The sequence below is a fragment of the Paraliobacillus sp. PM-2 genome (assembly GCF_001368815.1).
Classification (GTDB): Bacteria; Bacillota; Bacilli; order Bacillales; family Amphibacillaceae; genus Paraliobacillus.
In genome coordinates this window covers 992060-1017296 of the sequence record NZ_CTEI01000001.1, presented here as the reverse complement: position 1 = coordinate 1017296, position 25237 = coordinate 992060, and the positions used below count along the sequence as shown (strand labels likewise).

The 25237-nt window shown below is 33.9% G+C and carries 30 protein-coding genes; 25 read left to right on the top strand and 5 right to left on the bottom strand.

Annotated elements, in window-relative coordinates; translation table 11 throughout:
- Positions 1–12 precede the first annotated feature (12 nt).
- Positions 13–1224: an adenine nucleotide alpha hydrolase family protein gene (locus BN1058_RS04725; RefSeq protein WP_090853587.1), complete on the top strand. Its 1212-nt coding sequence runs from the start codon at positions 13–15 to the stop codon at positions 1222–1224.
- Between the two features lie 66 nt (positions 1225–1290).
- Here the strand turns inward: BN1058_RS04725 and BN1058_RS04720 are convergent, their stop codons facing one another.
- Positions 1291–1539 (bottom strand): ferredoxin, encoded by a 249-nt coding sequence (locus tag BN1058_RS04720; RefSeq protein ID WP_090853584.1) that lies wholly within the window; start codon positions 1537–1539, stop codon positions 1291–1293.
- Between the two features lie 171 nt (positions 1540–1710).
- On the opposite strand from BN1058_RS04720, the gene BN1058_RS04715 reads away from it, so the two are divergent.
- From BN1058_RS04715 to BN1058_RS04705, 3 genes are read left to right on the top strand one after another with little or no spacing between them, the layout of a single operon-like run.
- Positions 1711–2778 (top strand): YpbB family protein, encoded by a 1068-nt coding sequence (locus BN1058_RS04715; protein WP_090853581.1) that lies wholly within the window; start codon positions 1711–1713, stop codon positions 2776–2778.
- Positions 2775–4304 (top strand): RecQ family ATP-dependent DNA helicase, encoded by a 1530-nt coding sequence (locus BN1058_RS04710; protein WP_090853578.1) that lies wholly within the window; start codon positions 2775–2777, stop codon positions 4302–4304. Before BN1058_RS04715 ends, BN1058_RS04710 begins: the two co-directional genes overlap by 4 nt.
- 59 nt (positions 4305–4363) lie before the next feature.
- Positions 4364–4924 carry a LysM peptidoglycan-binding domain-containing protein gene (locus tag BN1058_RS04705; protein ID WP_090853575.1) on the top strand — a complete coding sequence of 187 codons (561 nt, stop codon included), beginning with the start codon at positions 4364–4366 and terminating at the stop codon, positions 4922–4924.
- 106 nt (positions 4925–5030) lie between these two features.
- Here the strand turns inward: BN1058_RS04705 and BN1058_RS04700 are convergent, their stop codons facing one another.
- Genes BN1058_RS04700 through BN1058_RS04690 form a run of 3 tightly spaced genes read right to left on the bottom strand, consistent with a single transcriptional unit; the run spans position 5031 to position 6106 of the window.
- On the bottom strand, positions 5031–5600 hold the full coding sequence (locus tag BN1058_RS04700; RefSeq protein WP_090853572.1) for a manganese catalase family protein: 570 nt from the start codon (positions 5598–5600) through the stop codon (positions 5031–5033).
- A 15-nt stretch (positions 5601–5615) separates the two neighbouring features.
- A complete protein-coding gene (locus tag BN1058_RS04695; RefSeq protein WP_176694447.1) occupies positions 5616–5885 on the bottom strand; it encodes a spore coat protein CotJB in 270 nt (89 codons plus the stop codon).
- Entirely contained in the window at positions 5882–6106 is a 225-nt protein-coding gene (locus tag BN1058_RS04690; protein ID WP_090853569.1) for a spore coat associated protein CotJA, read from the bottom strand. Before BN1058_RS04690 ends, BN1058_RS04695 begins: the two co-directional genes overlap by 4 nt.
- Positions 6107–6264: 158 nt before the next feature.
- Between BN1058_RS04690 and BN1058_RS04685 the strand changes: the two genes are divergently transcribed.
- From BN1058_RS04685 to BN1058_RS04675, 3 genes are all read left to right on the top strand, one after another.
- Positions 6265–6900, top strand: a complete 636-nt coding sequence (locus tag BN1058_RS04685; protein WP_090853566.1) for a CBS domain-containing protein — start codon at positions 6265–6267, stop codon at positions 6898–6900.
- A 226-nt stretch (positions 6901–7126) separates the two neighbouring features.
- Positions 7127–7705, top strand: coding sequence for a genetic competence negative regulator (locus BN1058_RS04680; RefSeq protein ID WP_090853563.1), 579 nt, complete (start codon positions 7127–7129; stop codon positions 7703–7705).
- A gap of 34 nt (positions 7706–7739) precedes the next feature.
- The gene (locus BN1058_RS04675; RefSeq protein ID WP_090853560.1) at positions 7740–8735 is read left to right on the top strand and encodes a YpdA family putative bacillithiol disulfide reductase; all 996 of its coding nucleotides are present in this window, start codon (positions 7740–7742) and stop codon (positions 8733–8735) included.
- A gap of 22 nt (positions 8736–8757) precedes the next feature.
- Here BN1058_RS04675 and BN1058_RS04670 read toward each other — a convergent pair whose 3' ends face one another.
- Positions 8758–9717, bottom strand: a complete 960-nt coding sequence (locus BN1058_RS04670; RefSeq protein ID WP_090853556.1) for an asparaginase — start codon at positions 9715–9717, stop codon at positions 8758–8760.
- 84 nt (positions 9718–9801) lie between these two features.
- On the opposite strand from BN1058_RS04670, the gene prsW reads away from it, so the two are divergent.
- From prsW to BN1058_RS04580, 18 genes are all read left to right on the top strand, one after another.
- Complete coding sequence (prsW, locus tag BN1058_RS04665; RefSeq protein ID WP_090853553.1) at positions 9802–10491, top strand: glutamic-type intramembrane protease PrsW; 690 nt, start codon at positions 9802–9804, stop codon at positions 10489–10491.
- Positions 10492–10745: 254 nt separating this feature from the next.
- Entirely contained in the window at positions 10746–11501 is a 756-nt protein-coding gene (gene sleB, locus BN1058_RS04660; RefSeq protein WP_255307039.1) for a spore cortex-lytic enzyme, read from the top strand.
- A gap of 18 nt (positions 11502–11519) precedes the next feature.
- Positions 11520–12860: a germination protein YpeB gene (gene ypeB, locus BN1058_RS04655; protein WP_090853547.1), complete on the top strand. Its 1341-nt coding sequence runs from the start codon at positions 11520–11522 to the stop codon at positions 12858–12860.
- A 129-nt stretch (positions 12861–12989) separates the two neighbouring features.
- Positions 12990–13643, top strand: coding sequence for a flagellar brake protein (locus BN1058_RS04650; protein WP_141652119.1), 654 nt, complete (start codon positions 12990–12992; stop codon positions 13641–13643).
- Positions 13644–13752: 109 nt separating this feature from the next.
- The gene (cmk, locus tag BN1058_RS04645; protein WP_090853541.1) at positions 13753–14439 is read left to right on the top strand and encodes a (d)CMP kinase; all 687 of its coding nucleotides are present in this window, start codon (positions 13753–13755) and stop codon (positions 14437–14439) included.
- Positions 14436–15017 carry a lysophospholipid acyltransferase family protein gene (locus tag BN1058_RS04640; protein WP_090853539.1) on the top strand — a complete coding sequence of 194 codons (582 nt, stop codon included), beginning with the start codon at positions 14436–14438 and terminating at the stop codon, positions 15015–15017. Before cmk ends, BN1058_RS04640 begins: the two co-directional genes overlap by 4 nt.
- A 101-nt stretch (positions 15018–15118) precedes the next feature.
- Positions 15119–16258 (top strand): 30S ribosomal protein S1, encoded by a 1140-nt coding sequence (gene rpsA / locus BN1058_RS04635; RefSeq protein ID WP_090853536.1) that lies wholly within the window; start codon positions 15119–15121, stop codon positions 16256–16258.
- Between the two features lie 110 nt (positions 16259–16368).
- Positions 16369–16968, top strand: coding sequence for a YphA family membrane protein (locus BN1058_RS04630; RefSeq protein ID WP_090853534.1), 600 nt, complete (start codon positions 16369–16371; stop codon positions 16966–16968).
- Positions 16961–17860 carry a YIEGIA family protein gene (locus BN1058_RS04625; RefSeq protein WP_090853531.1) on the top strand — a complete coding sequence of 300 codons (900 nt, stop codon included), beginning with the start codon at positions 16961–16963 and terminating at the stop codon, positions 17858–17860. Before BN1058_RS04630 ends, BN1058_RS04625 begins: the two co-directional genes overlap by 8 nt.
- Positions 17857–18042 (top strand): capping complex subunit for YIEGIA, encoded by a 186-nt coding sequence (locus tag BN1058_RS04620; RefSeq protein WP_090853528.1) that lies wholly within the window; start codon positions 17857–17859, stop codon positions 18040–18042. Before BN1058_RS04625 ends, BN1058_RS04620 begins: the two co-directional genes overlap by 4 nt.
- Before the next feature lie 127 nt (positions 18043–18169).
- Entirely contained in the window at positions 18170–19480 is a 1311-nt protein-coding gene (der, locus tag BN1058_RS04615; protein WP_090853526.1) for a ribosome biogenesis GTPase Der, read from the top strand.
- A 12-nt stretch (positions 19481–19492) separates the two neighbouring features.
- The gene (locus tag BN1058_RS04610; RefSeq protein ID WP_090853523.1) at positions 19493–20533 is read left to right on the top strand and encodes an NAD(P)H-dependent glycerol-3-phosphate dehydrogenase; all 1041 of its coding nucleotides are present in this window, start codon (positions 19493–19495) and stop codon (positions 20531–20533) included.
- 63 nt (positions 20534–20596) lie between these two features.
- Positions 20597–20857, top strand: a complete 261-nt coding sequence (locus BN1058_RS04605) for a stage VI sporulation protein F (RefSeq protein WP_090853520.1) — start codon at positions 20597–20599, stop codon at positions 20855–20857.
- 357 nt (positions 20858–21214) lie between these two features.
- On the top strand, positions 21215–22693 hold the full coding sequence (gene spoIVA / locus BN1058_RS04600; RefSeq protein WP_090853517.1) for a stage IV sporulation protein A: 1479 nt from the start codon (positions 21215–21217) through the stop codon (positions 22691–22693).
- Between the two features lie 327 nt (positions 22694–23020).
- Positions 23021–23293 (top strand): HU family DNA-binding protein, encoded by a 273-nt coding sequence (locus BN1058_RS04595; protein ID WP_090853514.1) that lies wholly within the window; start codon positions 23021–23023, stop codon positions 23291–23293.
- A 94-nt stretch (positions 23294–23387) separates the two neighbouring features.
- Positions 23388–23603, top strand: a complete 216-nt coding sequence (gene mtrB / locus BN1058_RS04590) for a trp RNA-binding attenuation protein MtrB (RefSeq protein ID WP_090855986.1) — start codon at positions 23388–23390, stop codon at positions 23601–23603.
- A 111-nt stretch (positions 23604–23714) separates the two neighbouring features.
- Complete coding sequence (locus BN1058_RS04585) at positions 23715–24509, top strand: heptaprenyl diphosphate synthase component 1 (protein ID WP_090853511.1); 795 nt, start codon at positions 23715–23717, stop codon at positions 24507–24509.
- A 3-nt stretch (positions 24510–24512) separates the two neighbouring features.
- Positions 24513–25223 (top strand): demethylmenaquinone methyltransferase, encoded by a 711-nt coding sequence (locus tag BN1058_RS04580; protein WP_090853507.1) that lies wholly within the window; start codon positions 24513–24515, stop codon positions 25221–25223.
- The last annotated feature ends 14 nt before the right edge of the window (positions 25224–25237 follow it).

Genomic DNA, 25237 nt, shown 5'->3' with positions numbered 1-25237 from the left:
GGGGAAGTAGATATGGACAACGAGCAAACGAAACAACTAGAAGAAAAATTAAAGAAAATGCCTACGATAACAGATAATCAGTCAAAAGACATGCTTTATCAGAAAATAGAAAATCGTATGGAATCCAAACAAGTAAGTCGCCGTTGGTCTTGGGTCATTCCTTCATTTGCTAGTGTTGTTGTTATTGCATTACTTTTTATAATTATTCAAGATAACATGAATCATTCCTTTCAAAATGCTGATCAATCAAAGTCCCAAGATATGGTGATGGAGCAAGCCGAAAACGATAGTGCGAAATTAAAACAGCAAGAAGAAAAAAGTGATGCTTTAAATAATGAGCAAGATGCAACGAAAAATGATGATGCCGTTCAACAATTTACAATGACAAACGAAGAAACAGATTCAAGTATGATTTATTATAAACAGGTAGAGCAAGAGCGTTTATATACGATTGCCTCAGTCGATAAGTATAGTAACCAGGCAATACCGATAACATTAATTGATCCTTCTTCGTCTGGAGATCCTAATGTTTATTATAATCGTATAAATAGTTTCTTTTCAGAAGAACAAAAAGCTGCATTTGGCATAAATCAATTTCCCTTTAAAGGGTTAACTTTTAACGTGTCATTAGATGAAAAGCAAGTGCTCATGACGGTCGCAAAAGATTACTCCTTTCCAGAAGGATCAAGTTTACCTCATGTTTTTGAACAGATGTTAACGATTATGTTTAAACCACTTGGATTCGATGAGGTTATTGTTCAATCTGAAGATGGAGGACCTGTAAATTTGGGGCCTTTTGGTAATATAGATGCATTTTCTTTAGGTGAAACGAATCGATTTATATATAAAATATACCAATATGAAGATAATAAACAATTATTAGTTCCCACACATACTGGTCAAAATAATACGATTGAGACGGCACTAAAGGCTATGCAAAGAGATGAACCTGCATTTGATATTGATGGTCCAATCCCGGAAGATGTAACCTATGAACTTTCTATTAACCAAGATAATTTGACTATTCGTTTTTCAGATGGTTCATCATTAGGAAATAATCATTCAACTGCTTCTATGATTGAAGCGATTCTAATGACAGCAAAATCATATGATTTTCAATCTATTTCAATTGATCTACCAGTTAATATCAAAGCAGTTAAGGATTATGCTCTAAATGAAAAAATACCAGTCCCTGATGGAGTAAACCCAATTATTCTCCATTAGAAAAAAGCAATCAATTTGAGTTTTCCCTTTTTGATAACTCAATTGATTGCTTTTTTAGTCTAATAGTTATTCAAATTTTAATGGCTTTCCATCAAAACTTTCTTTAGCTATTTTTATTGAATCAGTTGGGCAGCCTTCATATGCATCAAGCATATCATCTTCCAACACCTCAGGAATTTCAGTCATTCCTTGGTTATCATCTAATAAAACATATGCAATGCCTTCATCGTCATATTCATATATATCAGGAGCCGCTGCACCGCAAGCTCCACACGCGATACAGGTTTCTTTATCAACAATTGTATAGTAAGCCATAATGATGCACCTTTCAGTGTGTTGAAGTTATCTTGTCCAATTTTACATCTGATCGCTTTGTTTTGCAATATTCACTTATCGCACGCTTCGTGATATGGTATTTATATCGTATATTTTTGCTAGAATGAGATATATCTTTTAATCTGATAAAATTTATTGATTAAGAAGGTGATGTTACTGTTCTTTTACATCCTATTAGAATGTATTAAAAAGATAAATCAAGAGAGAACGACTGCTTCTGTCTTTCATTTGTTAAAAGGAAAACGATCGAGTCAAACGATACAAGATACTAATATCTATCAACTTTCAAGCTATTTCGGTATTCTAAAAACGATGAAACGGTCTATTTTTGAACAGGCAATGTTGACGTTAGAAGAAAATGAATGGATTGTAATGAAAGAAAATAACGTCGCCTGTGTAACTGAAAAAGGGGGGTTGTATTTACAGTCACATAAAAACTTGTTTCCTGTTGAATATCTAAATGGAATAGATTTCTCTGGAGAAATGGATGTCTTTTATATGAGATTGCAACTAGCTATTCAAACATATTCTAATTTAGCTCATCAGTCTCATCATTTTGTTCCGATTACGGATGATTTAGGTGTACAACAATGGGTGAAAGAACATTACCGTTCCCATGTTGGTGATGTGAATAAATGGTTGAAGGATGTACACCAAGAGTTATATGTTTTTTTAGAGCAACTGTCTACAGTACAAGCACAATTATTTGTTGATCGCATAAGTGGTTATGGGAAAATTGGTTTATCACTAGATCAATTAGCAAAGAAAAACAATCTGTCAACCATGGATGTAGCATTAAATCTAACTAGTATCCTACATCGGCTCCTTTCTTACATAAAAAATGATAGAACTCGCTCATCAAATTTAGCTGTGTTTGTCCCTTTAAACAATCATACACTACTTGTCACTCATTCCGCTTATAAAACAAATCAATGGTTAGCAAAAGGCTTCACTATTGATCAAATAGCGCAGATTAGAAATTTAAAAAGAAGTACGATTGAAGACCATATTATAGAGATAGCGTATGTTGATCCGCAATTTGATATAACAAAATTCATAGACAATCTCACGTATCGGACAATTTTGACAGCTATTGAGGAGCAAAAAACTACCAAATTAAAAGAGATAAAAGAAGCACTAGACAATCAATATGATTATTTTAAAATCCGCTTAGTTTTTTCTTATGTTAAGGATCATAAAAGGAGTACAAAGCAATGAGTCAACTAGAAAAAGTATTACATAATTACTTTGGTCATCATTATTTTCGTGAAGGGCAAAAGGAGATAATTGATGATTTAATAAACGGAGAGTCTGTTTTAGGGGTTTTACCAACAGGATCAGGTAAATCAATTTGTTATCAGTTGCCATCTCTTTTATTAAAAGGCAGTGTCATTGTCATATCTCCATTATTGTCTTTAATGGAGGATCAAGTAAAACAATTAAAGGCAAAAGGAATGAAAGATATCGTCGCTATAAATAGTTTTGTTAATAGAGCAGAAAAGCAACAAGTTCTCCAACAGCTTTCTCGTTACAAGCTTATATACGTTTCGCCTGAGATGATTCAAAACAAACAATTATTAGAACGTTTAAGTCATATGAATATTTCATTGTTTGTCGTAGATGAAGCGCATTGTATCTCGCAATGGGGGCATGAATTTCGCCCCGACTATTTAAAGTTAGTAGATGTTATCGCGCAACTAAATGACCCTTCTGTTTTAGCTTTAAGTGCGACAGCAACCCCTGATGTACAAAAAGATATTATAAAATACTTAAATAAACCTAGCATGATCAAACATATCTATCCGATGGACCGTAAAAATATAGCTTTTACCATGCAGCAGTGTGAGAATAAACAGGAAAAAGTAAGCTATATGATTGATTTGTTACAAAAGTTTCGTGTGCCAACAATGATTTATTTTTCAAGTAAGAAAGAGGCAGAGGACGTAGCTAGCCAATTAAGCTATCATCTACCAGAATTAAGGGTTGCTTTTTACCATGGTGGAATGGATGGAATCGACCGAACATTAATTCAACAACAATTTATGGAAAATCAATTAGATATTATATGTTGTACGAGTGCGTTTGGTATGGGGATTGATAAACAAAACGTTAGATTAATTATTCATTATCATTTCCCAACACAAATTGAGTCGTTTATTCAAGAAGTCGGACGAGCGGGTAGAGATGGTCTATCGAGTGTATCCGTTGTCTTACATGCACCTTTTGATACATTATTACCAAAGCGATTAATTGAATCTGAACTTCCAACAATGGAGCAAGTACGTTCTTTTGTTTCATTTTTAGAGAAGAAGTATGAAACAAACAGTGTAACAATAAATAAGCATGAAATGATGATGTACTTAAGTTTAAATGAGGTGCAGTATCGATTTATCATATATCATTTAGAAAATCATGCTATACTTAAAGAAAATCAGATCTTGCCGATATATGATAGAAGAGGAGTTTTTTTAAAAGAAATAGAAAAAGTAATAAGCAATCGATCTCAGTATAAGTTGAGGAAGTTAAGAGAAATGGTCACATGGATCAATACGACAAACTGCCGAAGAAAAGCTTTATTTCGATCATTTCAAACGACACTTAAAGAGCCAACGTACGCTTGCTGTGATTATTGTGATTTCCGTTTTGATGATTGGGCACCAATACAAGAAAAAACAAAAACAGCTACGATCAAAGGTTGGAAATCAGAATTAGCCATGTTATTTTTGCAAAGTAGTAACGACTGAATGCGGAAAATATATTTAAATGGGAATGTCTGCTATTACTTTATCGGAGGAGTACAGTCATGAATGAACAAAAAGATCAAGCAGCAAATTTAAGGGAACATATGCAACATGAAAATGCAGAGGATCCTAACGATTTAGCACAAGAGAACATAAATGTACTAGAATTACCACCAAGGAAAGAAATTCATCAAGACAAAAATAAAAAAACAAAATGGAAAATTAATTTGATTTTTCTGCGATTTTTATTATTACTATTTTTATTAGTAATTATCTTAGTCGTAACCTATCAATATTGGGGAAAAGATTTTTTGGATAAGACGGTTCAAGATCATCAAAAAAATCCTGCTGGTGAAACCGTTCAAGTTGTTTCTCCAACAAAAAAGTTATCTGAAGAGGTAACGGTTAATCTATCTATTGGAGAGGACACTACAGAAAAGATTGAGCTCACAGGTAGATATTATCTTGTCTCCAAGGGTGATACACTGCAAACAGTCGCAATGGATTATTATAATACACTTGAAGTTTTAGATGTACTTAGACGGGTGAACCAATTAAAGTCTGACCCCATTGAACCTGGAGAAAAATTATTTCTTCCTACCATTGATGAATATGAGTCATAAGAAAAAGCTAGAAAATATAATCGTTTTCTAGCTTTTCCTGAACCCTATGCCTGATATTTTTCATCATTGCATATATAATAGAATGTGTTTTTTAATTTATAGATAACTAGAAAAACTGTTTCTGATCTTTTTCATCAATTAATATTTGTGCGGCTTCTCGGAATCGTTGTGAATGAATAATTTCTCTTTCTCTTAAAAATTTAAGACTATCATTTAACTCTGGGTCATCGGATAAATTAATGATCCATTGATAAGTAGCTCGCGCTTTTTCTTCTGCTGCGATATCTTCGTAAATATCTGCAATTGGATCGCCTTTTGATGCAATATAAGTAGCTGTCCATGGATTTCCAGCTGAATTATGATAAAACAATGCATTATCATGGTTTGCATAGTGTGTCGCTAATCCTGCTGCTTTCATTTGTTCAGGTGTAGCATCTTTAGTTAATTTATAAACCATCGTAGCAATCATCTCTAAATGGGCAAATTCTTCTGTGCCGATATCATTGAGTAATCCAACAACCTTATTAGGAATTGTGTAGCGTTGATTTAAATAACGTAATGCTGCAGATAGTTCTCCATCGGCTCCCCCATATTGTTCAATTAGGTATTTTGCAAGTCTAGGGTTACATTCTCTGACACGAACAGGGTACTGCAACTTTTTTTCGTAGTACCACAATTTTCATTCCTCCTTTCACACTTGCCATGGCCAAGGAGTATCATCCCAATTCCAAGGATACCCTGAGTAACTACGACCAAAATGCATGAGTGGACCAAATTGTTTTTCAAACTTTTTCTTCAATTTTTTACTTTCATAAGTGCATTGATTAAATTGTTGAATCGCATTCGCATCATTTGGATGCGTGTCAAGGTAAAGATTTAGTTCAACCAAAACAAAATCAACTGCTTGAATTTCTTCTAATAAATCGTAATAGGCTTGAGGCACTTGCTTAGGTGTGTTCAATTATCTTCTCTCCCTTCTTTTGGGGGATATGGATCATGGAATGCTGGCCATAGTGTTCCACAATAAAGTGCTTCTTTTGCCGTTTGAAATTGTGCTAAGTTAGGTGGCTGAAAACCCATGTACAATTGTGGTGGAGTGGAATAGCTTTTTCTAACGATAGGAGGACAAGGATCAAACGGACTAATATATGGATAAAAATATTTGGTGTTAGTTTGATGCATTTACTAACCTCCTTTATTATTTTTTACATCACTTGATTGTATGGCATAGAAGCTTGACTTATGTATATAATGTAAGTGACTGCTATTGTTTAACAATTTGCAAAGAGGGAATAAAGGGGTAGTGGAAAAAATTAATTATTTGAAGTGGGGTGTTTGCTATGTTTGTTCGTAGTACAATGAAATCAATTTATCAATGTCATGTTGCAACACCGAGTCAGTCTTTAAAAAAGACATTAGCCAAGCTAAATGAAAAAGATATTCAAGCAATGCCAGTTGTTGATGAAGCGGGAAAATTTTTAGGTATGATCTCTGCTCAGACGATTTATAAATCGACATTTCTAACGGGACAGCAACAGGAAGATTTTTTATCTAACACAGAAGTTTCGGAAATCATGACACATGCTGATCTCTTTATTCTAAACAATGAAGTATTCGAAAAAACATTAACCACTTTTAAAGATTATCCTATACTTGCTGTTGTGGATGACAATAAAAAATTTCTGGGAATTGTAACACGTTATGATGTTTTAGAACAGTTTGAAAGTGTTTTTGGTATGAATAAATCAGGAGTGAGGATTGCATTTACCTCCGAAGAATCATCTGGGCGATTTGCAAAACTTGCAGACATATTACAGCATTTGCATGCAAATATTATTTCAATTACTACATTTGATGAAACTGATAAATTAGCCAGAAGAATTGTTCTCAAAGTTGATGAGGATGTTAGAACCGATAAGTTAAAAAATAAATTGGAAAAGGCCGGATTTCGTGTGCTTGACATAACAAATGCTTAATTTTCTACAATTAGGTAATATTATAATTTTGGTTTTTAAAATATAATATTGTATAATATAGAATCAGTAACTGAGTACTTTGGTATGAAGAAGTACTCTTTTTCTTTCCTTTGTTGCAACATTTCGTTGTTTACACTATATGAATATAAACAAATATCCGTCTCAAATTAACTTTTGCAGACATATACTATTTAAAGACAGTTATTGAAAAAAGGGGGATATGAATATGCGTTTGGAGCGGCTTTCTTCTAATCAATTTAAGATTTTTCTTACATTTGATGATTTAATTGAAAGAGGATTAACCAAAGATGATTTATGGCAAGACTTACCTAGCATGCAGGCACTGTTTCATGACATGATGTTTGAAGCAAGTGATGAGTTAGGATTTGAATTAGAAGGCGTCTTATTAGTTCAAGTTCATGTGCTCCAAGCTCAAGGTATGCTGATTATTGTTACACAAAATGAAATTGAACAAGAAGATGAGGAATATTTAGAAATGAAAGTAACCCTCGATGAGAGTAATGAATTAATCTTTTTGTTTGATACGTTTGAGGATATCATACAGCTATCAAGATCCATGCTTCAAGCTGGTATAAATGGTGGTTCAATTATTTATTTTGACAATCATTATTATATGCTGTTTACAGACAAAGATGTAGAAGAAGTAGATCGAGAAAATATTATTGCTCTTTTATCAGAGTATGCTTCACCAAGTATAGTTACTTCTTACCGATTACTTGAGTATGGTAAAATAATAATGAAAGAAGATGCAATTAAACAATTAACTACATTTTTTAATCATTGATCTATGTTTTTTGTTTTATAGTAGGAGGATAATGATGCAGAAAGAACAGGTTATTATTATTGGTGCTGGCCCTTGCGGTATGTCAGCGGCTTTGTCACTTCAAGATAAAGGGTTTGATCCATTAATAATTGAAAAAGGAAACATTACAAATTCCATATATAATTATCCAACACATCAAACGTTTTTTAGTTCTAGCGATCGCTTAGAAGTTGGGAATATTCCGTTTATAACGGAAAGAAAGAAGCCGGTTCGCAATCAAGCTTTAGCATACTATCGTGAAGTGGCAAGTCGTAGATCATTACGAATTAATAGTTTTGAAAAGGTTATTGATGTTGTTAGAGACGGTGATGACTTTATTGTCAATACTTTAACTAGTAAAAATGAGAATCAATCCTATAAAACTAAATTTATTGTGGTTGCAACAGGTTATTATGATCAACCAAATAAAATGAGTGTGAAAGGTGAAGATTCATCTCACGTGTATCACTATTTTAAAGAAGCACATCCATTTTACCGGGAAAAAGTAGTTGTTATTGGTGGCAAAAACTCGGCAGTAGATGCAGTATTAGAGTTACATAAAGCAGAAGCAGATATAACCGTTTTATATCGTGGGTGTGATTACTCTAAAAGTGTGAAACCTTGGATTTTACCAGAGTTCAGAGCTTTAGTTGAAAAAAATGAAATTTCAATGGAATTTAATGCAACTATAAAAGAAATAACAAATAATGAAGTGATCTATCAAGTAAATGATCAAACAAAAACGGCAGAAGCATCTTTTGTATTTGCGATGACTGGCTATCAACCAGATCATACATTTCTTCAGTCTATGAGGGTAAATATTGAACCAGAAACTGGCAGACCAGCATTTAATATGGAATCAATGGAGACAAATGTGAAAGACATCTATATAGCAGGTGTAATTGCTGCAGGTTATAATAATAATGAAATATTTATTGAAAATGGCCGTTATCATGGTCCGTTAATTGCCAATGACATAGCAAGAAAAATACAAAAAAGTGGAGCAGTATAATACCATATACTGCTCTTTATTATTAGTTGAAATAGGAATGAATGTCTTTATTTAAAGAAGCTTCCAAAACCATTAATAACTTTATACGAGCTTTTTGACCGGTTAAGCGTTTGGCAAATATAATGCCCATTTCATGTAATTGCTTTCCGCCACCAAGATAATCATAGGTAGGTTGAACAACTCCTTTAAAACTTCTAGACACTAACACAACAGGAATATTATTATGAAGTAATTGTTTTAATGGATCGACCATTGTAGGTGGTAAGTTTCCCTGGCCTAGACCTTCTATCACTAAACCATCTATATTCATCTTAAGTATTGCATTAATCAGTGATTTATCCATTCCTGCATAAGCTTTTAGTAAAGGTACTTGTTTGGAGATGTTTTCTATTTTATATTTTTCATAAGAGATCCATTTGTGATAAAAGCAAATGTCTTGTTTCGTAACCATACCAATTGGGCCAAACTGAGGACTTTTGAATGTAGCAACATTACTAGTAGCTGTTTTTGTTGCATATGCGGCTGTGTGAATTTCATCATTCATAACAACTAGTAGCCCTTTTTCATAGGATTCATCTGCTATTGCTACGCGGATTGCACAAATTAAGTTATAAAGTCCATCCGAGCCAATTTCATTACTGGAACGCATTGCCCCGGTAATAACAATTGGTTTTTTTGTTGCAATATATAAATCTAAAAAATAAGCAGTTTCTTCTAAAGTATCCGTTCCGTGCGTGATCACAATGCCATCAAAGTCGTCCATTCTAGATTCAATGTATTTGCCTATTTCAAGCATATGAGTTGGTGTAATATGTGGAGAGGGTAAATGATAGAACACTTCTTCATCTAATGCAGCAAATTGATTTATAATTGTTTCCACTTGTGTAAGAGGATTCGATGCTGTAGTAGTCACTGTGCCAGTTTTTTGATCCTCTGACATCGCAATTGTTCCACCTGTATGAATAAGTAATATTTTTTTCAATTTGTTCACCAACTTTTTATATTTTCATTTTTCTAACTTCATGATACGATGAAAGTAATTTTTATGGAAGAGGGTGTCATTAGAATGTTAGCACTCTTATCGTCTGGAATAGCTCCAGCAGTAGCATTGATGACATTTTTTTATCTAAAGGATCGTTTCAATACAGAACCTATCCTACCTATTGTTCAATCATTTGTTTATGGTGCTTTACTAGTATTCCCAATTATGTTTATTCAATATGCATTTACTACTGAGGGAATAGATCAAGATTTTTTTATTTCATCATTTATCTTAACAGGTTTTTTAGAAGAGTTCTTCAAATGGTTTATTTTCGTATATACAGTATATAAATTTACAACATTTAATTCTTTTTATGATGGAATAATATATGGTGTAGCAATTAGCTTAGGGTTTGCAACTGTTGAAAATATATTATATTTAGTTGCTCATGGTATAGAGTACGCTTTTGCAAGAGCTTTTTTCCCTGTATCATCCCATGCTTTATTTGGTGTGGTGATGGGTTACTATCTGGGTAAAGCAAGGTTTAATCCTGTAAAACCACGACTGATGATGTTTTTTGCATTATTGTTTCCTTTTTTACTGCACGGTTTTTATGATTATATCCTACAAACAAGTGATGGAAATTGGATATACATTTTGACTCCTTTTATGATTCTTTTATGGTTAAATGCTATAAAAAAAGTAAAGCAAGCTAATCAATATGTAAACAGAGAGAGACTTTCAATTGTAAATCAAAATATGGATGTATCATAGCGTGTGTGTACATGATTGTTTAATCATATACACACACTTTTTTTTATGCAACCGAATAAACCGTTTAACCCAGATACACGGAATCATCCATTAAATTTAATTCAATTAAAATGATGAATAAAAAAAGAAATAAGCCTAAAAATACCACTAACAAATGTATGAATAACATTTTAGAGTGTAGGAGGCTTATTATGTCTATAAAAACAAAAAAGATATGCTTATTTAGCTTGTTATTTATTGCGTTTCTATCCGTTATGCAGCCAATTGAAAAAGTAGATGCTTTTAGTCCACAAGTCATTCAACATGGTGCAACAGGTGAAGATGTCATTGAGTTACAAGCGAGATTACAATATTTAGGTTTCTATAACGGGAAAATTGATGGAGTATTTGGATGGGGGACGTATTGGGCACTTCGTAATTTTCAATATGAATTTGGAATGGAAATCGATGGGTTGGCAGGAGAAACCGTTAAAAACAAATTAGTTAAAGCAACAAAATATGATAAACAATTTATAAAGAAAAACATCGAGGCCGGTAATAAGTTTACGTATTATGGCGGGACACCGAAAGAGGAACAAGTGAAAGATAATGAAGGCACAACAGAAAAAGAGGACACATCAATGGAACCGACTGCTGTTAACGTTCCAAATGGTTATTCTCAAAATGACATACAGCTAATGGCAAATGCCGTATATGGTGAAGCGCGCGGAGAGCCATATGAAGGTCAAGTTGCTGTGGCAGCAGTTATTCTAAATCGCGTTCAAAGTACTTCTTTTCCCAATACAATATCCGGGGTTATTTTTGAACCAAGAGCATTTACAGCTGTTGCGGATGGGCAAATCTGGCTTACACCAAATGAATCTGCTAAAAAGGCAGTGGTCGACGCAATAAATGGTTGGGATCCAACGGGAGATGCAATTTATTATTTTAATCCAGATACGGCTACTTCGAGCTGGATTTGGTCGAGACCACAAATAAAACGAATAGGAAAACATGTTTTTTGCATGTAAGAAGGGAGCATACTTACTATGTTTAGATGGATTGCTATTACATTACTAAGTATTTTTATTTTTGCAACAGCTGCTTGGGGGTATCAAGAACATCAAGAGAAAAATGCGATTTTAGTTCAAGCCGAAAATAATTATCAACGTGCATTTCATGATCTAACCTATAAAATTGATTTATTACACGATAAAATTGGAACTACACTTGCAATAAATACAAAAGAAACGTTATCCCCTCAATTAGTAGAGATATGGAGGATCACTTCAGAAGCAAATACGGATGTTGGTCAATTACCATTAGCATTATTACCATTTAACAAAACAGAAGAATTTTTGTCGAGTATTGGCGATTTCACTTACAAGACTGCTGTGCGTGATCTAGAAGAAAACCCATTATCTGATAAAGAAACAGATAAATTAAAAGATCTATATCAAACTGCTGGAGATATTAAGAGTGAGCTTCGTAAGGTACAACATGTTGTATTAGAAGAAAACTTACGTTGGATGGATGTACAACTAGCATTAGTCAATAATGATCAACAACAAGATAATACGATCATAGATGGTTTTAAAACGGTTGAAGAAGCTGCTAAGGAGTATTCAGAAAGTACGCTCTCACCCAACATTACCGGCATTTCAAATGAAAATCATGACTATCAATATATTACTGGAAAGCAAGTCAGTGAAAAGAATGCAGAAAAGAAAATTCGCGACTTGTTCTCATTATCTAATGATACCGAGGTCACAATTGCTGAAAGTGGTGAAGGAGCAACCCTTCAAACGTATAGTGGTTCTTTTAAATCAAATAACGTACATGGATATATTGATATATCTAAAAAGGGAGGAAATATTCTTTCCTTTATGTTGAACCGAAAGATTAAGGAACAAAAACTGAGTCTAAATGAAGCGGCAACAAAAGCAACAGATTTTTTAAAGAAAAATGGTTTATCAAAAATGGAACTTTTCCAAAGTAGTCAGTATGACCATGTCGGAGTATTCCAATTTCTGTATAACCAAGACGATATTCGCATCTATCCTGATAAGGTGCAATTAAAAGTAGCGCTAGATACAGGTGAAATATTAGGTTATATGGCCAATGATTTTTATCGAAATCATCATGATCGAACCATCGAAGCACCCAATCTATCTATAGAAGATGCAAAAGAAAAGGTTAATCCATCCGTTACCATTCAAGATCAACACATGGCGGTAATAGAAAATGATGTCATGCAAGAGGTATTGGCATATGCATTTTTAGGAACGATGGAGGAAGAAACCTATCGAATATTTATTGATGCTAATACAGGCAGAGAACTTCAAGTAGAAAAATTGAAGGCGGTAGAGACTAAGTGGAATTTTGATTAGGGAGTGGATGTAAATCCTTCCCTTTTTCTTTTATTTTAGCTAAAAATATTGTATAACTATAAGGAGTATTCTATCTTAGTAGGATATGGTGGAAGTAAAACTAATGCTTTAGGGGAGGGTACGTGTAGGTTGATTAAAATAGGTGCAACATTAAAGCTAGAAGCATTAGAAGAGGAGGAAACATCAAGTTATCGTAGTAAAATTGTTGGGCAGGAAGGAACTACGATCTATATTGATTATCCAATCAACGAAATGACAGGGAGAACGAATATTTTCCCAAAAGGAACAATATTTAAAGTGAATCTTGTTGACGAAAATCAATCAGTATATCAGTTTATCACAGAAATCACAGGTAAAAAAACGGGAAATGTCCCGATGTTGATGATTCATTTCTCACAAGATGAAATGGTACGCATTCAAAGAAGGAAATACGTAAGAGTTAACAGTTCCTTAGATGTAGCAATTCATGATCATGAGGGTTTGAAAGAGCCCTTCACTACCGTTACAAATGATATAAGTGGTGGCGGGTTATGTATCCTATTACCGATCGATGGAATTTATAATATAGGAGATATGGTTGATATTTGTGTTGTAATTCCATTGGAAAATGAGAGAATAGAATATGTCCATGCAGAGGCAACGGTTATTCGTATATTTAAAAAGGAAGATGCAAATATTTCTTTACTTACAGTCGAATATAACAACATTTCAGAAAACGATCGTGAGCTCATTATTCGTCATTGTTTTGAAGTACAAGTTAAAGATCGCAGGCAGAAATTTTGATTTTCAAATAAAGTAACCTAACATTTTAAAAAAAATATGTTATCCTTTAATTAGGTAATTCATCGTTAGATATCTTTGGTTGTTGGTTTAAGAGAGGAAGAATAGAAAAATGAGAAATAATAAAATTGCTATTGCAATTGATGGACCAGCAGCAGCTGGAAAAAGCACAGTTGCAAAAAAAGTAGCACATCAATTAGATTACATATATATTGATACAGGAGCAATGTATCGTGCGTTGACTTATAAAGCATTACAGACTAATACACCATTAACTAATGGTGATGCGCTGTTCCATTTGGCAAAAGAATCATCAATTGATCTAAAGCAGACTGCCGATGGACAAAAGGTATTTGTTGGACATGAGGATGTAACAGATGCTATTAGAGGTGAAAATGTTACTAATCATGTTTCCATCGTTGCACAACATCGTTTAGTTCGAGAGGAAATGGTTAAACAACAGCAAGAATTAGCAGCTGAACGTGGAGTGGTAATGGATGGTAGAGATATTGGAACACATGTCATACCAGATGCAGAAGTAAAAATATTTCTAATTGCTTCTGTAGAGGAACGGGCAATACGAAGACACGAAGAAAACACATCTAAAGGTTTTGCTTCTGATTTAGAAAAATTAAAAGATGAAATTGCTAAACGAGATAAATTGGATTCGGAGCGTGAGATTTCTCCGCTTATCAAGGCAAAAGATGCAATTGAGATTGATACAACAGCACTGTCCATCAATGAAGTGACACAAAAAATCTTGAAAATTGTATGCGATAAAAAGGAGCGTAAACTATGAGTTTTTATCGATTTGTCACATCCGTCGTGAATCTATTTTTACGTCCTATCTATCGTTTTCATGTAATAGGAAAAGAAAATATTCCTAAAAATGGACCTGTAATTATTTGTTCTAATCATATATCAAACCTAGACCCACCAGTTGTAGGAATTACCTGTCCTAGAGAGATATACTTCATGGCAAAAGAAGAATTGTTTAGAAATAAGCTTTTAGGTGGTTTGCTTTTAAGAGTAAAAGCTTTTCCAATCAAAAGAGGCATGCAGGATAGAGATGCGCTTAAAAAAGCATTAGCCATTTTAAAAGAAGGAAATACACTAGGATTATTTCCAGAAGGAACGAGAAGTAAGACTGGTAAGATTGGTAAAGGGCTTTCAGGAGTTGGTTTTTTTGCTTTGCGATCACAAGCAACCGTTATACCATGTGCAATTATTGGACCTTATAAAAAAGGTAAACGATTAAAAGTGGTTTATGGAGAAGCGATTGAAATGGATCAATTAAGAAAAAATAAAGCAAAAGCAAGTGAAGTAACGGATGTAATTATGGAAAATATAAGAGAATTAAAAGAAAAATATTCATAATTTTATTTGTCTATTGCTTGACAAATAAGTGAAAATATTAGAAGTTAGACAAAAGGACAAGTTGTTTGAAGTTTTGTCGTAAATTGAAGGAGGCCTTTTTTATGGATGAGTTAAATAAAGAAGTATCAGAATTCAAAGCATTAACAGAAGGTGAAACAGTAACAGGAAAAGTAGTAAAGGTAGAAGAAAAGCAGGTATTGGTTGATATCGATTACAAAGTAGATGGAATTGTGCCAATAAGTGAACTATCTAGTCTTCATATAGAAAAGGCAAGTGATGTAGTAAATGAAGGCGATGAATTAACATTAAAAGTTAAAAAAATTGAAGATGAAGAAATTATTCTTTCAAAAAAAGCAATTGTTGCAGATAAAGCATGGGATGATTTAGAAGATAAACTTAACAAAGGTACGATCTTTGACGCAACGGTAAAAGAAATTGTTAAAGGTGGATTAGTTGTCGATGTTGGTATAAGAGGATTTATTCCTGCCTCACTTATCGAAACTTATTATGTTGAAGATTTTTCAGATTATCAAGATAAAACAATTTCTTTAAAAGTTGTTGAATTAGATAAATCTAAAAACCGTGTTATTCTATCCCACCGTGCTGTTGTAGAGGAAGAGGAGACAGAAAAGAAACAACAATTACTTACTTCTATTGAAGACGGACAGATATTAGAAGGTACAGTAGCTCGTATCACTTCATTTGGAGCATTTGTTGATTTAGGTGGAATAGATGGATTAGTCCATATTTCTCAACTGTCACATGATCATGTTGAACAACCAAGTGAAGTAGTATCAGAAGGTGAAACGGTTAAAGTAAAAGTGTTATCTGTTGATAAGGAAAATGAACGTATTTCACTTTCAATTAAAGAAACTTTACCAGGACCATGGGAAAATATTGATGACAAAATACAAGTTGGCAGTATGATCGAAGGTACGGTTAAGCGATTAGTTAACTTTGGAGCATTTGTTGAAGTATTACCTGGGGTAGAAGGTCTTGTTCATATCTCACAAATATCTACTGAACATATTGGAACACCACAAGAAGTTTTAGAGGTTGGTCAAGAAGTAAAAGTGAAGGTCTTAGAAGTTAGTGAAGCAGACAAACGTATATCTTTAAGTATTAAAGAGGTTGAAGCTGAAAAAAACCAACAAGCATTTAAGGCATATGAAAAAGAAGAAGATAGTGCTGGTTTTCAATTAGGAGATATGATTGGTAATAAATTAGATAAATATAAGTAAAATAACGTAAGAGAAACAGAGGATAACACGACGTGTTATCCTCTGTTTTTTTTGCAAGAAATGGTTTAGAATCATGCTTTTTAGCTATACTTCTTTAATGGTGATGAAAAATGATTATTGTTTATTGGTTACTTTGGATATATTGGATAATTGCAACATTTCTTATGAAAAAAGGACAGAGCAGGAATAGAATAGCTATCTTTATTTTATTGTTCATTACATGTAGTTCTTTAACCATTCCTTTAAAGCATGTTTCAATAAATGTTTCCATCATTATTCTTTTAATAGTCGGGATTATGTTATTAGCTCATTCGAAAAAAAAATTGTTTCTAATTATTGCTTGTTTATTACTATCACATATTTACGCAGGTCTTAAGTTGTGGGAAATTGTAAGTCCAGTGTGGATTTTTTTACCTAAGATAATAATATACAGTTCTATTTTTTTATGCTTACTTGTACTCACTTCTAGTAACATCCTGGAACGCTTTATTATAACCAGTTTATCTGTCATTATTGGGGAGGTTATTTATGCTTTAATTGTTGTTGGTTTAGGTTGGGAGATTATCATTGGGGATCAATCAATGATGCTGTTGCTTGGTGTATTATCGGGTGCCATTTTATTCTATCGTTTTATGATAGAAATAAAAATGAAATTTCAGGACATACTACAATTGGTAGAACAGCATAATAAGAGGTGGACAAATGAATGAATATACATTACCAATTATATTTGGAGTTACTGTAGGTACAATCGCTCGGGCCATCATGCTACGGACAGATTATCGTCAATATCCAACCTATTTACACGGTAAAGTAATCCATTTAGCATTAGGCTTTATTGCAGCCGGTTTGGGGGCTGTAGCAATTCCTGCTATTATGGAAAAGGAATTTACTGCAGTTACTTTTCTAACGATTGCGGCTTCTCAATTTAGAGAAGTAAGAAATATGGAAAGAAATACATTGACAGAACTGGATAGCTATGAACTTGTTCCAAGAGGAAATACATATATAGAAGGAATTGCGATTGCGTTTGAAAGTAGAAATTATCTAGTAATTTTTACTTCCTTTCTAACGACCTTTGCTTATCTTTTAGCTGGTTGGAGTATTGCAATTGTTGTAACAATCATTTGTTATGCCGTTTCGAGGAAGTTAATGAGTGGGTCGACATTAAAAGATATTGTGGACATCTCCTTATCAGAAGTTCATTTTGATGGGGCGGGTTTATATGTTGATAATATCTACATTATGAATATTGGGTTACCTGAAAGGCAAGAAGAGATTGGGAGATTTGGAATGGGGTTTGTGTTGACCCCGAAGAATTTTGATGTTCGTTCAACGATTGCTAATTTAGGACAACGTCAAGCAATATTACATGATGTGTCTGTTTCACTAGGTGTTTTTAGAGATTCTGGTACACCAGCTTTAGTTCCATTGATCAAGCGAGATTTGGATGATGGACGGATTGGTGTATTTATTCTACCGCAAAATCAAGATCCAAAAAAGGCTGCAGAAATTATAGGTGCTGTTCCTGTTTTAGAGAACGCCATACGTATGCCTTCAGAATCAAAAGTTAGTAAAAGAAATCGAGGCGAAGAAAAATGACGATTGATAAAGCAATTTTAGCAGTTATCACAACGAACGAGCAAAAGGTAGATGGTGGCGCCCCCATTTTTTATTGTGAGACAAAAGATGAAATGAACAAAGTGGCAGCGAATTTGGAAGCTATTCTTGACGGAATTAGTCATGCCTTAAGTGACGAATTGTACATAATTGTGAAACATTAAGGAAAACAATGTTGTGTCTATGCACTGCTTTTGCTAAAATGTATAAGTTAAGATCCATAAATTTTAACTAATTAAAATTACTTATCATGAACAAATATGCGAGTACAAAAGAAAGGATGTACCTTTCATGAGAAAATCAATTGTAGCAATAGTAGGTAGACCAAATGTAGGAAAGTCGACAATTTTTAATCGACTTGTAGGAGAACGTATTTCCATTGTTGAAGATACGCCAGGCGTAACAAGAGACCGTATATATGCAGAAGCGGAATGGTTAACAACCACTTTTAATCTTATTGATACGGGTGGAATTGAGTTAGGTGACGAGCCATTACTTGTTCAAATGCGTGAACAAGCAGAGGTAGCAATTCATGAAGCAGATGTCATTATCTTTATGGTAAATGGAAGAGAAGGCATTACTGGAGCGGATGAAGAAGTTGCTAAACTTTTATTTAAATCAAATAAACCTGTTGTACTTGGGGTAAATAAAGTAGATAATCCAGAGATGAAGGACCAAATATATGAATTCTATTCACTTGGTTTCGGTGAGCCTTTTCCTATTTCGGGGACGCATGGTTTGGGGTTAGGCGATCTGTTAGATGAAGTAGTAAGTTATTTTCCAACAAAGCAAACGGAAAACGTTGAGGAAGATACCATCTACTTTAGTTTAATCGGTAGACCAAATGTAGGGAAATCTTCGCTAGTCAATGCTCTATTACAACAAGAAAGAGTAATTGTCAGCGATATTGCTGGTACCACCAGAGATGCAATCGATACGCCATTTACTCGTGATGAACGGGATTATGTTATTATTGATACTGCAGGAATGCGAAAAAGAGGTAAAATTTACGAAACGACAGAAAAATATAGTATACTACGTGCATTAAAAGCGATTGAACGTTCAGATGTTGTACTAACGTTAATAGATGCTGAAACCGGTATTATAGAACAAGACAAAAAAATCGCTGGATATGCGCATGAAGCAGGTAAAGCAGTAGTCATTGTTGTGAATAAATGGGATACCGTAGATAGCGATGAGAAAGCAATGCGAGCATTTGAAGAAAAAATTAGAGTTCATTTTCCATTTTTAGATTACGCTCCCATTGTATTTTTATCAGCTAAAACGAAAAAAAGAACCCACACGCTTCTTCCACAAGTGTTACGAGCTAGTGAAAATCATACAAAACGTGTAGAAACAAATATTTTAAACGATGTCATTATGGATGCACTTGCGGTCAATCCGACACCAACAATCAAAGGGAAGCGATTAAAAATTCTATATGCAACACAAGTAGGTGTAAAACCACCAAGCTTTGTTGTTTTTGTGAATGATCCTGACTTATTACATTTTTCATATGAACGTTTTTTAGAAAACAGAATACGAGAAGCATTTGGATTTGAAGGAACACCTATCAAAATTTTTGCTAGGCGTAGACAATAAAGGGGGATAAGAATGGAAAAAATAGCGGTTTTAGGAGCGGGTAGTTGGGGAACTGCCTTAGCGATGGTTTTAAAGGATAATGGTCATGATGTCCGACTTTGGACACATAATCAATCACATGCGGATGAAATTAATCAAACACATGCTAACAAAGATTATTTGCCAAATATTACATTACCCAAAGATTTAAAAGCATACACCTCATTGAAGGAAGTATTGCAGGATGTGTCAACAATAGTTTTTGTTCTGCCAACAGAAGCTATAAGAGAAGTATGCCAAAAAGTCTCTGAGGTATTAGACCATCATGTTACTATTATCCATGGCACAAAAGGGATCGAACCGAAATCATTAAAACGTGTTTCTGAGATGATGGAAGAAGAACTACCTCGTCAATGGTATACAGATATTGTTGTTTTATCCGGACCTAGTCATGCAGAGGAAGTAAGTTTAAGACATCCTACAACCGTTACAGTATCTTCAAGAACGATGACAGAAGCGGAGAAGGCACAGGATCTGTTTATTAATGAACATTTCAGAGTGTATACGAGTGCAGATATGATTGGTGTTGAACTAGGAGGTTCTCTTAAAAATATTATTGCATTAGGTGCAGGTATTACCGATGGTTTGGGATACGGGGATAATGCTAAAGCTGCATTGGTCACTAGAGGTCTAGCGGAAATTGCTCGCTTAGGGACAACGAAAGGGGCAGATCCATTAACTTTTGTTGGCCTAAGTGGTGTTGGCGATTTAATTGTGACTTGTACTAGTGTACACAGTAGGAACTGGAAAGCCGGAAATCTCTTAGCGAAAGGAAAAAGGCTTGATGATGTTTTACAAGAGATGGGAATGGTTGTAGAAGGTGTTCGTACCACCAAAGCAGCCTATGAACTAGCTCAAATAGAAAATATCGAGATGCCTATTACGAATGGATTATATAAAGTGTTGTTTGAAGGTGCTAATCCCAAAGATGTGGTTGATCAATTAATGAAACGTATGCGCCGACACGAAATGGAAGATATCTCTAACGTTTTATCTAACAGATATAAGCTATAAATGAACAATGCTCTCCCAACTTGCATATAGTATCAAGAAGATATTAGCCAAGGAGGAGAGCATGTGAGCGATTTTCAAAAAAATATGTTTGATCAAATCCAAAAAAATTCTAGTATAAGTCCTGAACAAATTTTAAAAATAGCCAACTCCGTACAAAATGCAGATTTTTCTGATGAGAAAACAGTTCGTAATCTTGTTAAACAATTAGCGAAGATGGCAAATAAACCAATCTCAAAAGAAAAAGAAGATAAACTAGTGCAATCCATTACAAAAAATAATGTACCAAAGGATATTAACGCTTTAGGACAATTATTTAAAAAGTAACCAAACTGGGCAGATGAGGATACAAACTCTCCAGAATTAGCATAAAATAAAGCGCACAGGCATTCATTTTAGGGTTGCTTGGGTATTATTTAGTCATACCGAGATAGGGATTCATTACCCTATCTCTATTTTTATAGGAGTAATTTTTAAACTCTTCTTCTATTTACAATCAAAAAAGCATAGTTATTAAAAGAGATGGAGAAAAAATGTTCAAGGTAGATGTGTTGCAATACAGCTACTCAATAAAAAACAAGTTTTTAATATTATCAAGTCATATTTTAGTGGGACAATGTCATAGAATGAAAATGTCAAAGATTCGTAATCGTGTAGGTGTTAAGGAGATCAGGAGGGGATCACTTGGAAAGAGTTGATATTTTTAAAGACATTTCGAAACGTACGAATGGTGATATTTATTTAGGGGTTGTAGGCGCAGTACGCACCGGTAAATCAACTTTTATTAAGAAGTTCATGGAACAAGTTGTTTTGCCCAATATTTCAGATGATGGAGACCGAGCAAGAGCACAAGATGAACTACCTCAAAGTGCAGCTGGAAAAACAATTATGACAACTGAGCCAAAATTTGTTCCAAATCAAGCTGTTAGTGTACAAGTCGATGATGGTTTAGATGTTAATGTACGGTTAGTTGATTGTGTTGGTTATGCTGTAGATGGTGCGCAAGGATTTGAAGATGAAAATGGTCCACGAATGATTCATACACCATGGTATGAAGAACCAATCCCATTCCATGAAGCAGCTGAGATTGGCACAAGAAAAGTAATTCAAGAGCATTCCACTATGGGAGTAGTCGTAACAACAGACGGGACAATTGGTGATATTCCAAGAGAAGATTATTTGGAAGCAGAAAAAAGAGTTGTAGAAGAGCTGAGAGAAGTAGGTAAACCGTTTATTATGGTGATTAACTCTGTACAACCATATCACCAAGATACGGAACTTTTACGTCAAGAATTAACAGAACAGTATGATATTCCAGTTTTATCTATGAGTGTGGAAAGTATGCGCGAACATGATGTCTATAATGTACTTAGAGAAGCATTATATGAATTCCCTGTGTTAGAAGTTAATGTGAATCTACCAAGCTGGGTAATGGTTTTAAATGAAGATCATTGGTTAAGAGAAAGTTATCAAGCAGCTATTCAAGAAACAGTGAAAGATATAAAACGACTTCGTGATGTTGATCGGGTCGTTGGGCAATTTGATGATTATGATTATATTAATCAAGCTAAAATTGCTGGTATTCAAATGGGTGAAGGTGTAGCTGAAATTGATTTAGAAGCACCAGATTATTTATATGATCAAGTTTTAAAAGAAATAGTTGGGGAAGAAATTAGAGGGAAAGATCATTTGTTGCAATTGATGCAAGACTTCTCTGAAGCAAAGCGGGAGTATGATCAAGTATCCGGAGCCCTACAAATGGTAAAACAAACTGGCTATGGTGTTGCTGCACCATCTATTGCTGATATGCGTCTAGATGAACCAGAAATTATTCGACAAGGCGCACGTTTTGGCGTCAGATTAAAGGCTGTTGCACCATCCATTCATATGATAAAAGTAGAAGTAGAATCAGAATTTGCACCTATTATTGGGACCGAAAAACAGAGTGAAGAATTAGTTAGATATTTAATGCAAGACTTTGAAGAGGATCCATTATCTATTTGGCAATCAGATATCTTCGGAAGATCTTTAAGTTCAATAGTAAGAGAAGGTATACAAGCAAAACTTTCACTCATGCCTGAGAATGCAAGATATAAACTAAAAGAAACCTTAGAACGAATCATAAATGAAGGTTCTGGAGGACTAATAGCAATTATTCTTTAACGACTTGTAAACCAAGTCGTTTTTTATTTACTGAAATGAATTGAAAATGTTAATTTATCAACACTTGTAAACACTTGCAAAAGGGATGTTGTTATGATAAGATTCAAAGGAAATTAGTAAGGTTGAAACTAGGACAAAAGAACAAATTATTATAAATCTTGCTATTTTTTGTTGAATTTAAGGGAAAAGTCGTTTATTATAAGCCTTGTCATCATTTTAATGATGATTCGAAGTATAAGTTCTACTTATTATGTGAACAAATGGTATATAAACCATTTAAGTTCGAATGCTTCAGAGGTATTTGATTTTTGGGAGGAGGTGAATGTCATGAACAAAACAGATTTAATTAATGCAGTCGCTGATAAAAGCGAACTATCCAAAAAAGATGCAACAAAAGCTGTTGATTCAGTTTTTGAAACTATCATGGATTCACTAAAAGACGGTGAAAAAGTACAATTAATTGGTTTCGGTAACTTCGAAGTACGCGAACGCGCTGCTCGTAAAGGTCGTAACCCACAAACAGGTGCTGAAATTGAAATTCCAGCTAGCAAAGTTCCTGCGTTTAAACCAGGTAAAGCCCTTAAAGATAGTGTGAAATAAGCATTTACATATGGGCAAGAAAAAAGGGTGCATCGTGCACCCTTTTTCTATTATATATATATGTAAAAGAATTGGAGGGATTATCATGAAAGAGATGGCTCAAGGAGATTATTTTATTGTAAAAGCATTAGAGAATGGTGTACAAGTCATTGGATTGACAAGAGGTACGAATACAAAGTTTCATCATTCTGAAAAGCTAGATGAAAATGAAATATTAGTGGTTCAATTTACAGAACATACCTCAGCTATTAAAATAAAAGGAAAAGCTATGATCGAGTCTAGTGTTGGTCAAATGCGCAATGATCAATAGTGAATGATAAATACATACATAAAAAAGCGAAATAAGATAACTTATGTTATACTATTTTTATGAAAAAATCTTTCCTGTATCGGTTTTTGAAGAAAGGGTTTAGGTGATCCTATGTCAGCTTTATCATTTAGTAATATACAAGAAGAGTTAGAAGATAAGCTTCAACATGCTTACTTAAAAAAGTTTATTCAAAAACCTGTTATAAATAATGATAAGCTTGTGATCTTATATAGTTTAATAAAACAGACATCCTATTCAGATAAAAAAAAGAAAAATTATATCCTAACAACCATGTTAGTGCAAATTGCGCTTGACACACATGATTTAGTATCAGAAAGACTGGAAAATGAATCGAAACAACTAACAAAAAATAGACAATTGACAGTGTTAGCTGGAGATTACTATAGTGGTTTATACTATTATATGCTGTCTAAACTTGATGATATAGATATGATTGCTACATTAGCCTCTGCAATTAAAGAAATTAATGAATTGAAAATGATTTTGTATTATGAAAAAAATCACTCAATGCATGAATTTATTGAGGAGATGAAAGCATTAGAGTCTATCCTTATTATCCACGTTGCTAACCATGTCAGTGAAACATCAATTAACCCATTTATTCAAAATTGGCTTTTAACAAAAAAATTACTACGCGAGAAAGATTTATATACTTCTGAACAACACTCCCCGCTATTTGAAGTGCTACTTAATCAAGTGATGGGAGAGTATTCGCAATATAACAAACCGGTACAAGCAATTGATGCGATAATACGTAAGCATTTGTTCATTTCAGAAGAACTTGTTCAAGACTTGCCTATACATTTTCAATTGTTAAAAAAGGATGCACAGCGTTTTTTTGCAGAAAATCATAATTATAATAGTCTTGCAATGGAAGAAGGGTAATAGGTGAAAGAACATACAAAAGAAGAACGAGTACATCATGTATTTGAAAAAATTTATCAACGTTATGATTTTATGAATTCTATTATCTCCTTTAACCGACATAAAGCTTGGAGAAAAGATGTAATGAAAAAAATGATGGTATCACGAGGATCATCCGCATTAGATGTTTGTTGTGGGACTGGTGATTGGAGCTATGCATTAGCTGAACAATCTGGTCGATCAGGGAAAGTAATCGGATTAGACTTTAGTGAGAATATGTTGTCTGTTGCAACTAAAAAACATCATAAACAAATTCAGCCACAGCTTTCTTTCATGAAAGGGAATGCCATGCAATTGCCGTTTGAATCAAATACCTTTGATTATGTAACAATTGGTTTTGGATTACGAAATGTTCCAGATTATCAACAAGTACTAAATGAAATGGCAAGAGTAGTAAAACCTGGAGGGAAAGTTGTTTGTTTAGAAACATCTCAGCCTACTCTACCAATCTTTCGTCAATTATATTATTTTTATTTTAAGTTTATTATGCCTGTATTTGGGAGATTGTTGGCGCGTAGTTATAAAGAATATGCTTGGCTGCATGAATCAGCTAAAACTTTTCCAGGGAAAAAGGAATTAAAAAAGATGTTTGAAGATGCTGGACTTACATCTGTGCAAGTTAAGAGCTATACAGGTGGTGTTGCAGCAATGCATATGGGCGAAAAAAAAGACTAAATATGAACGTTACA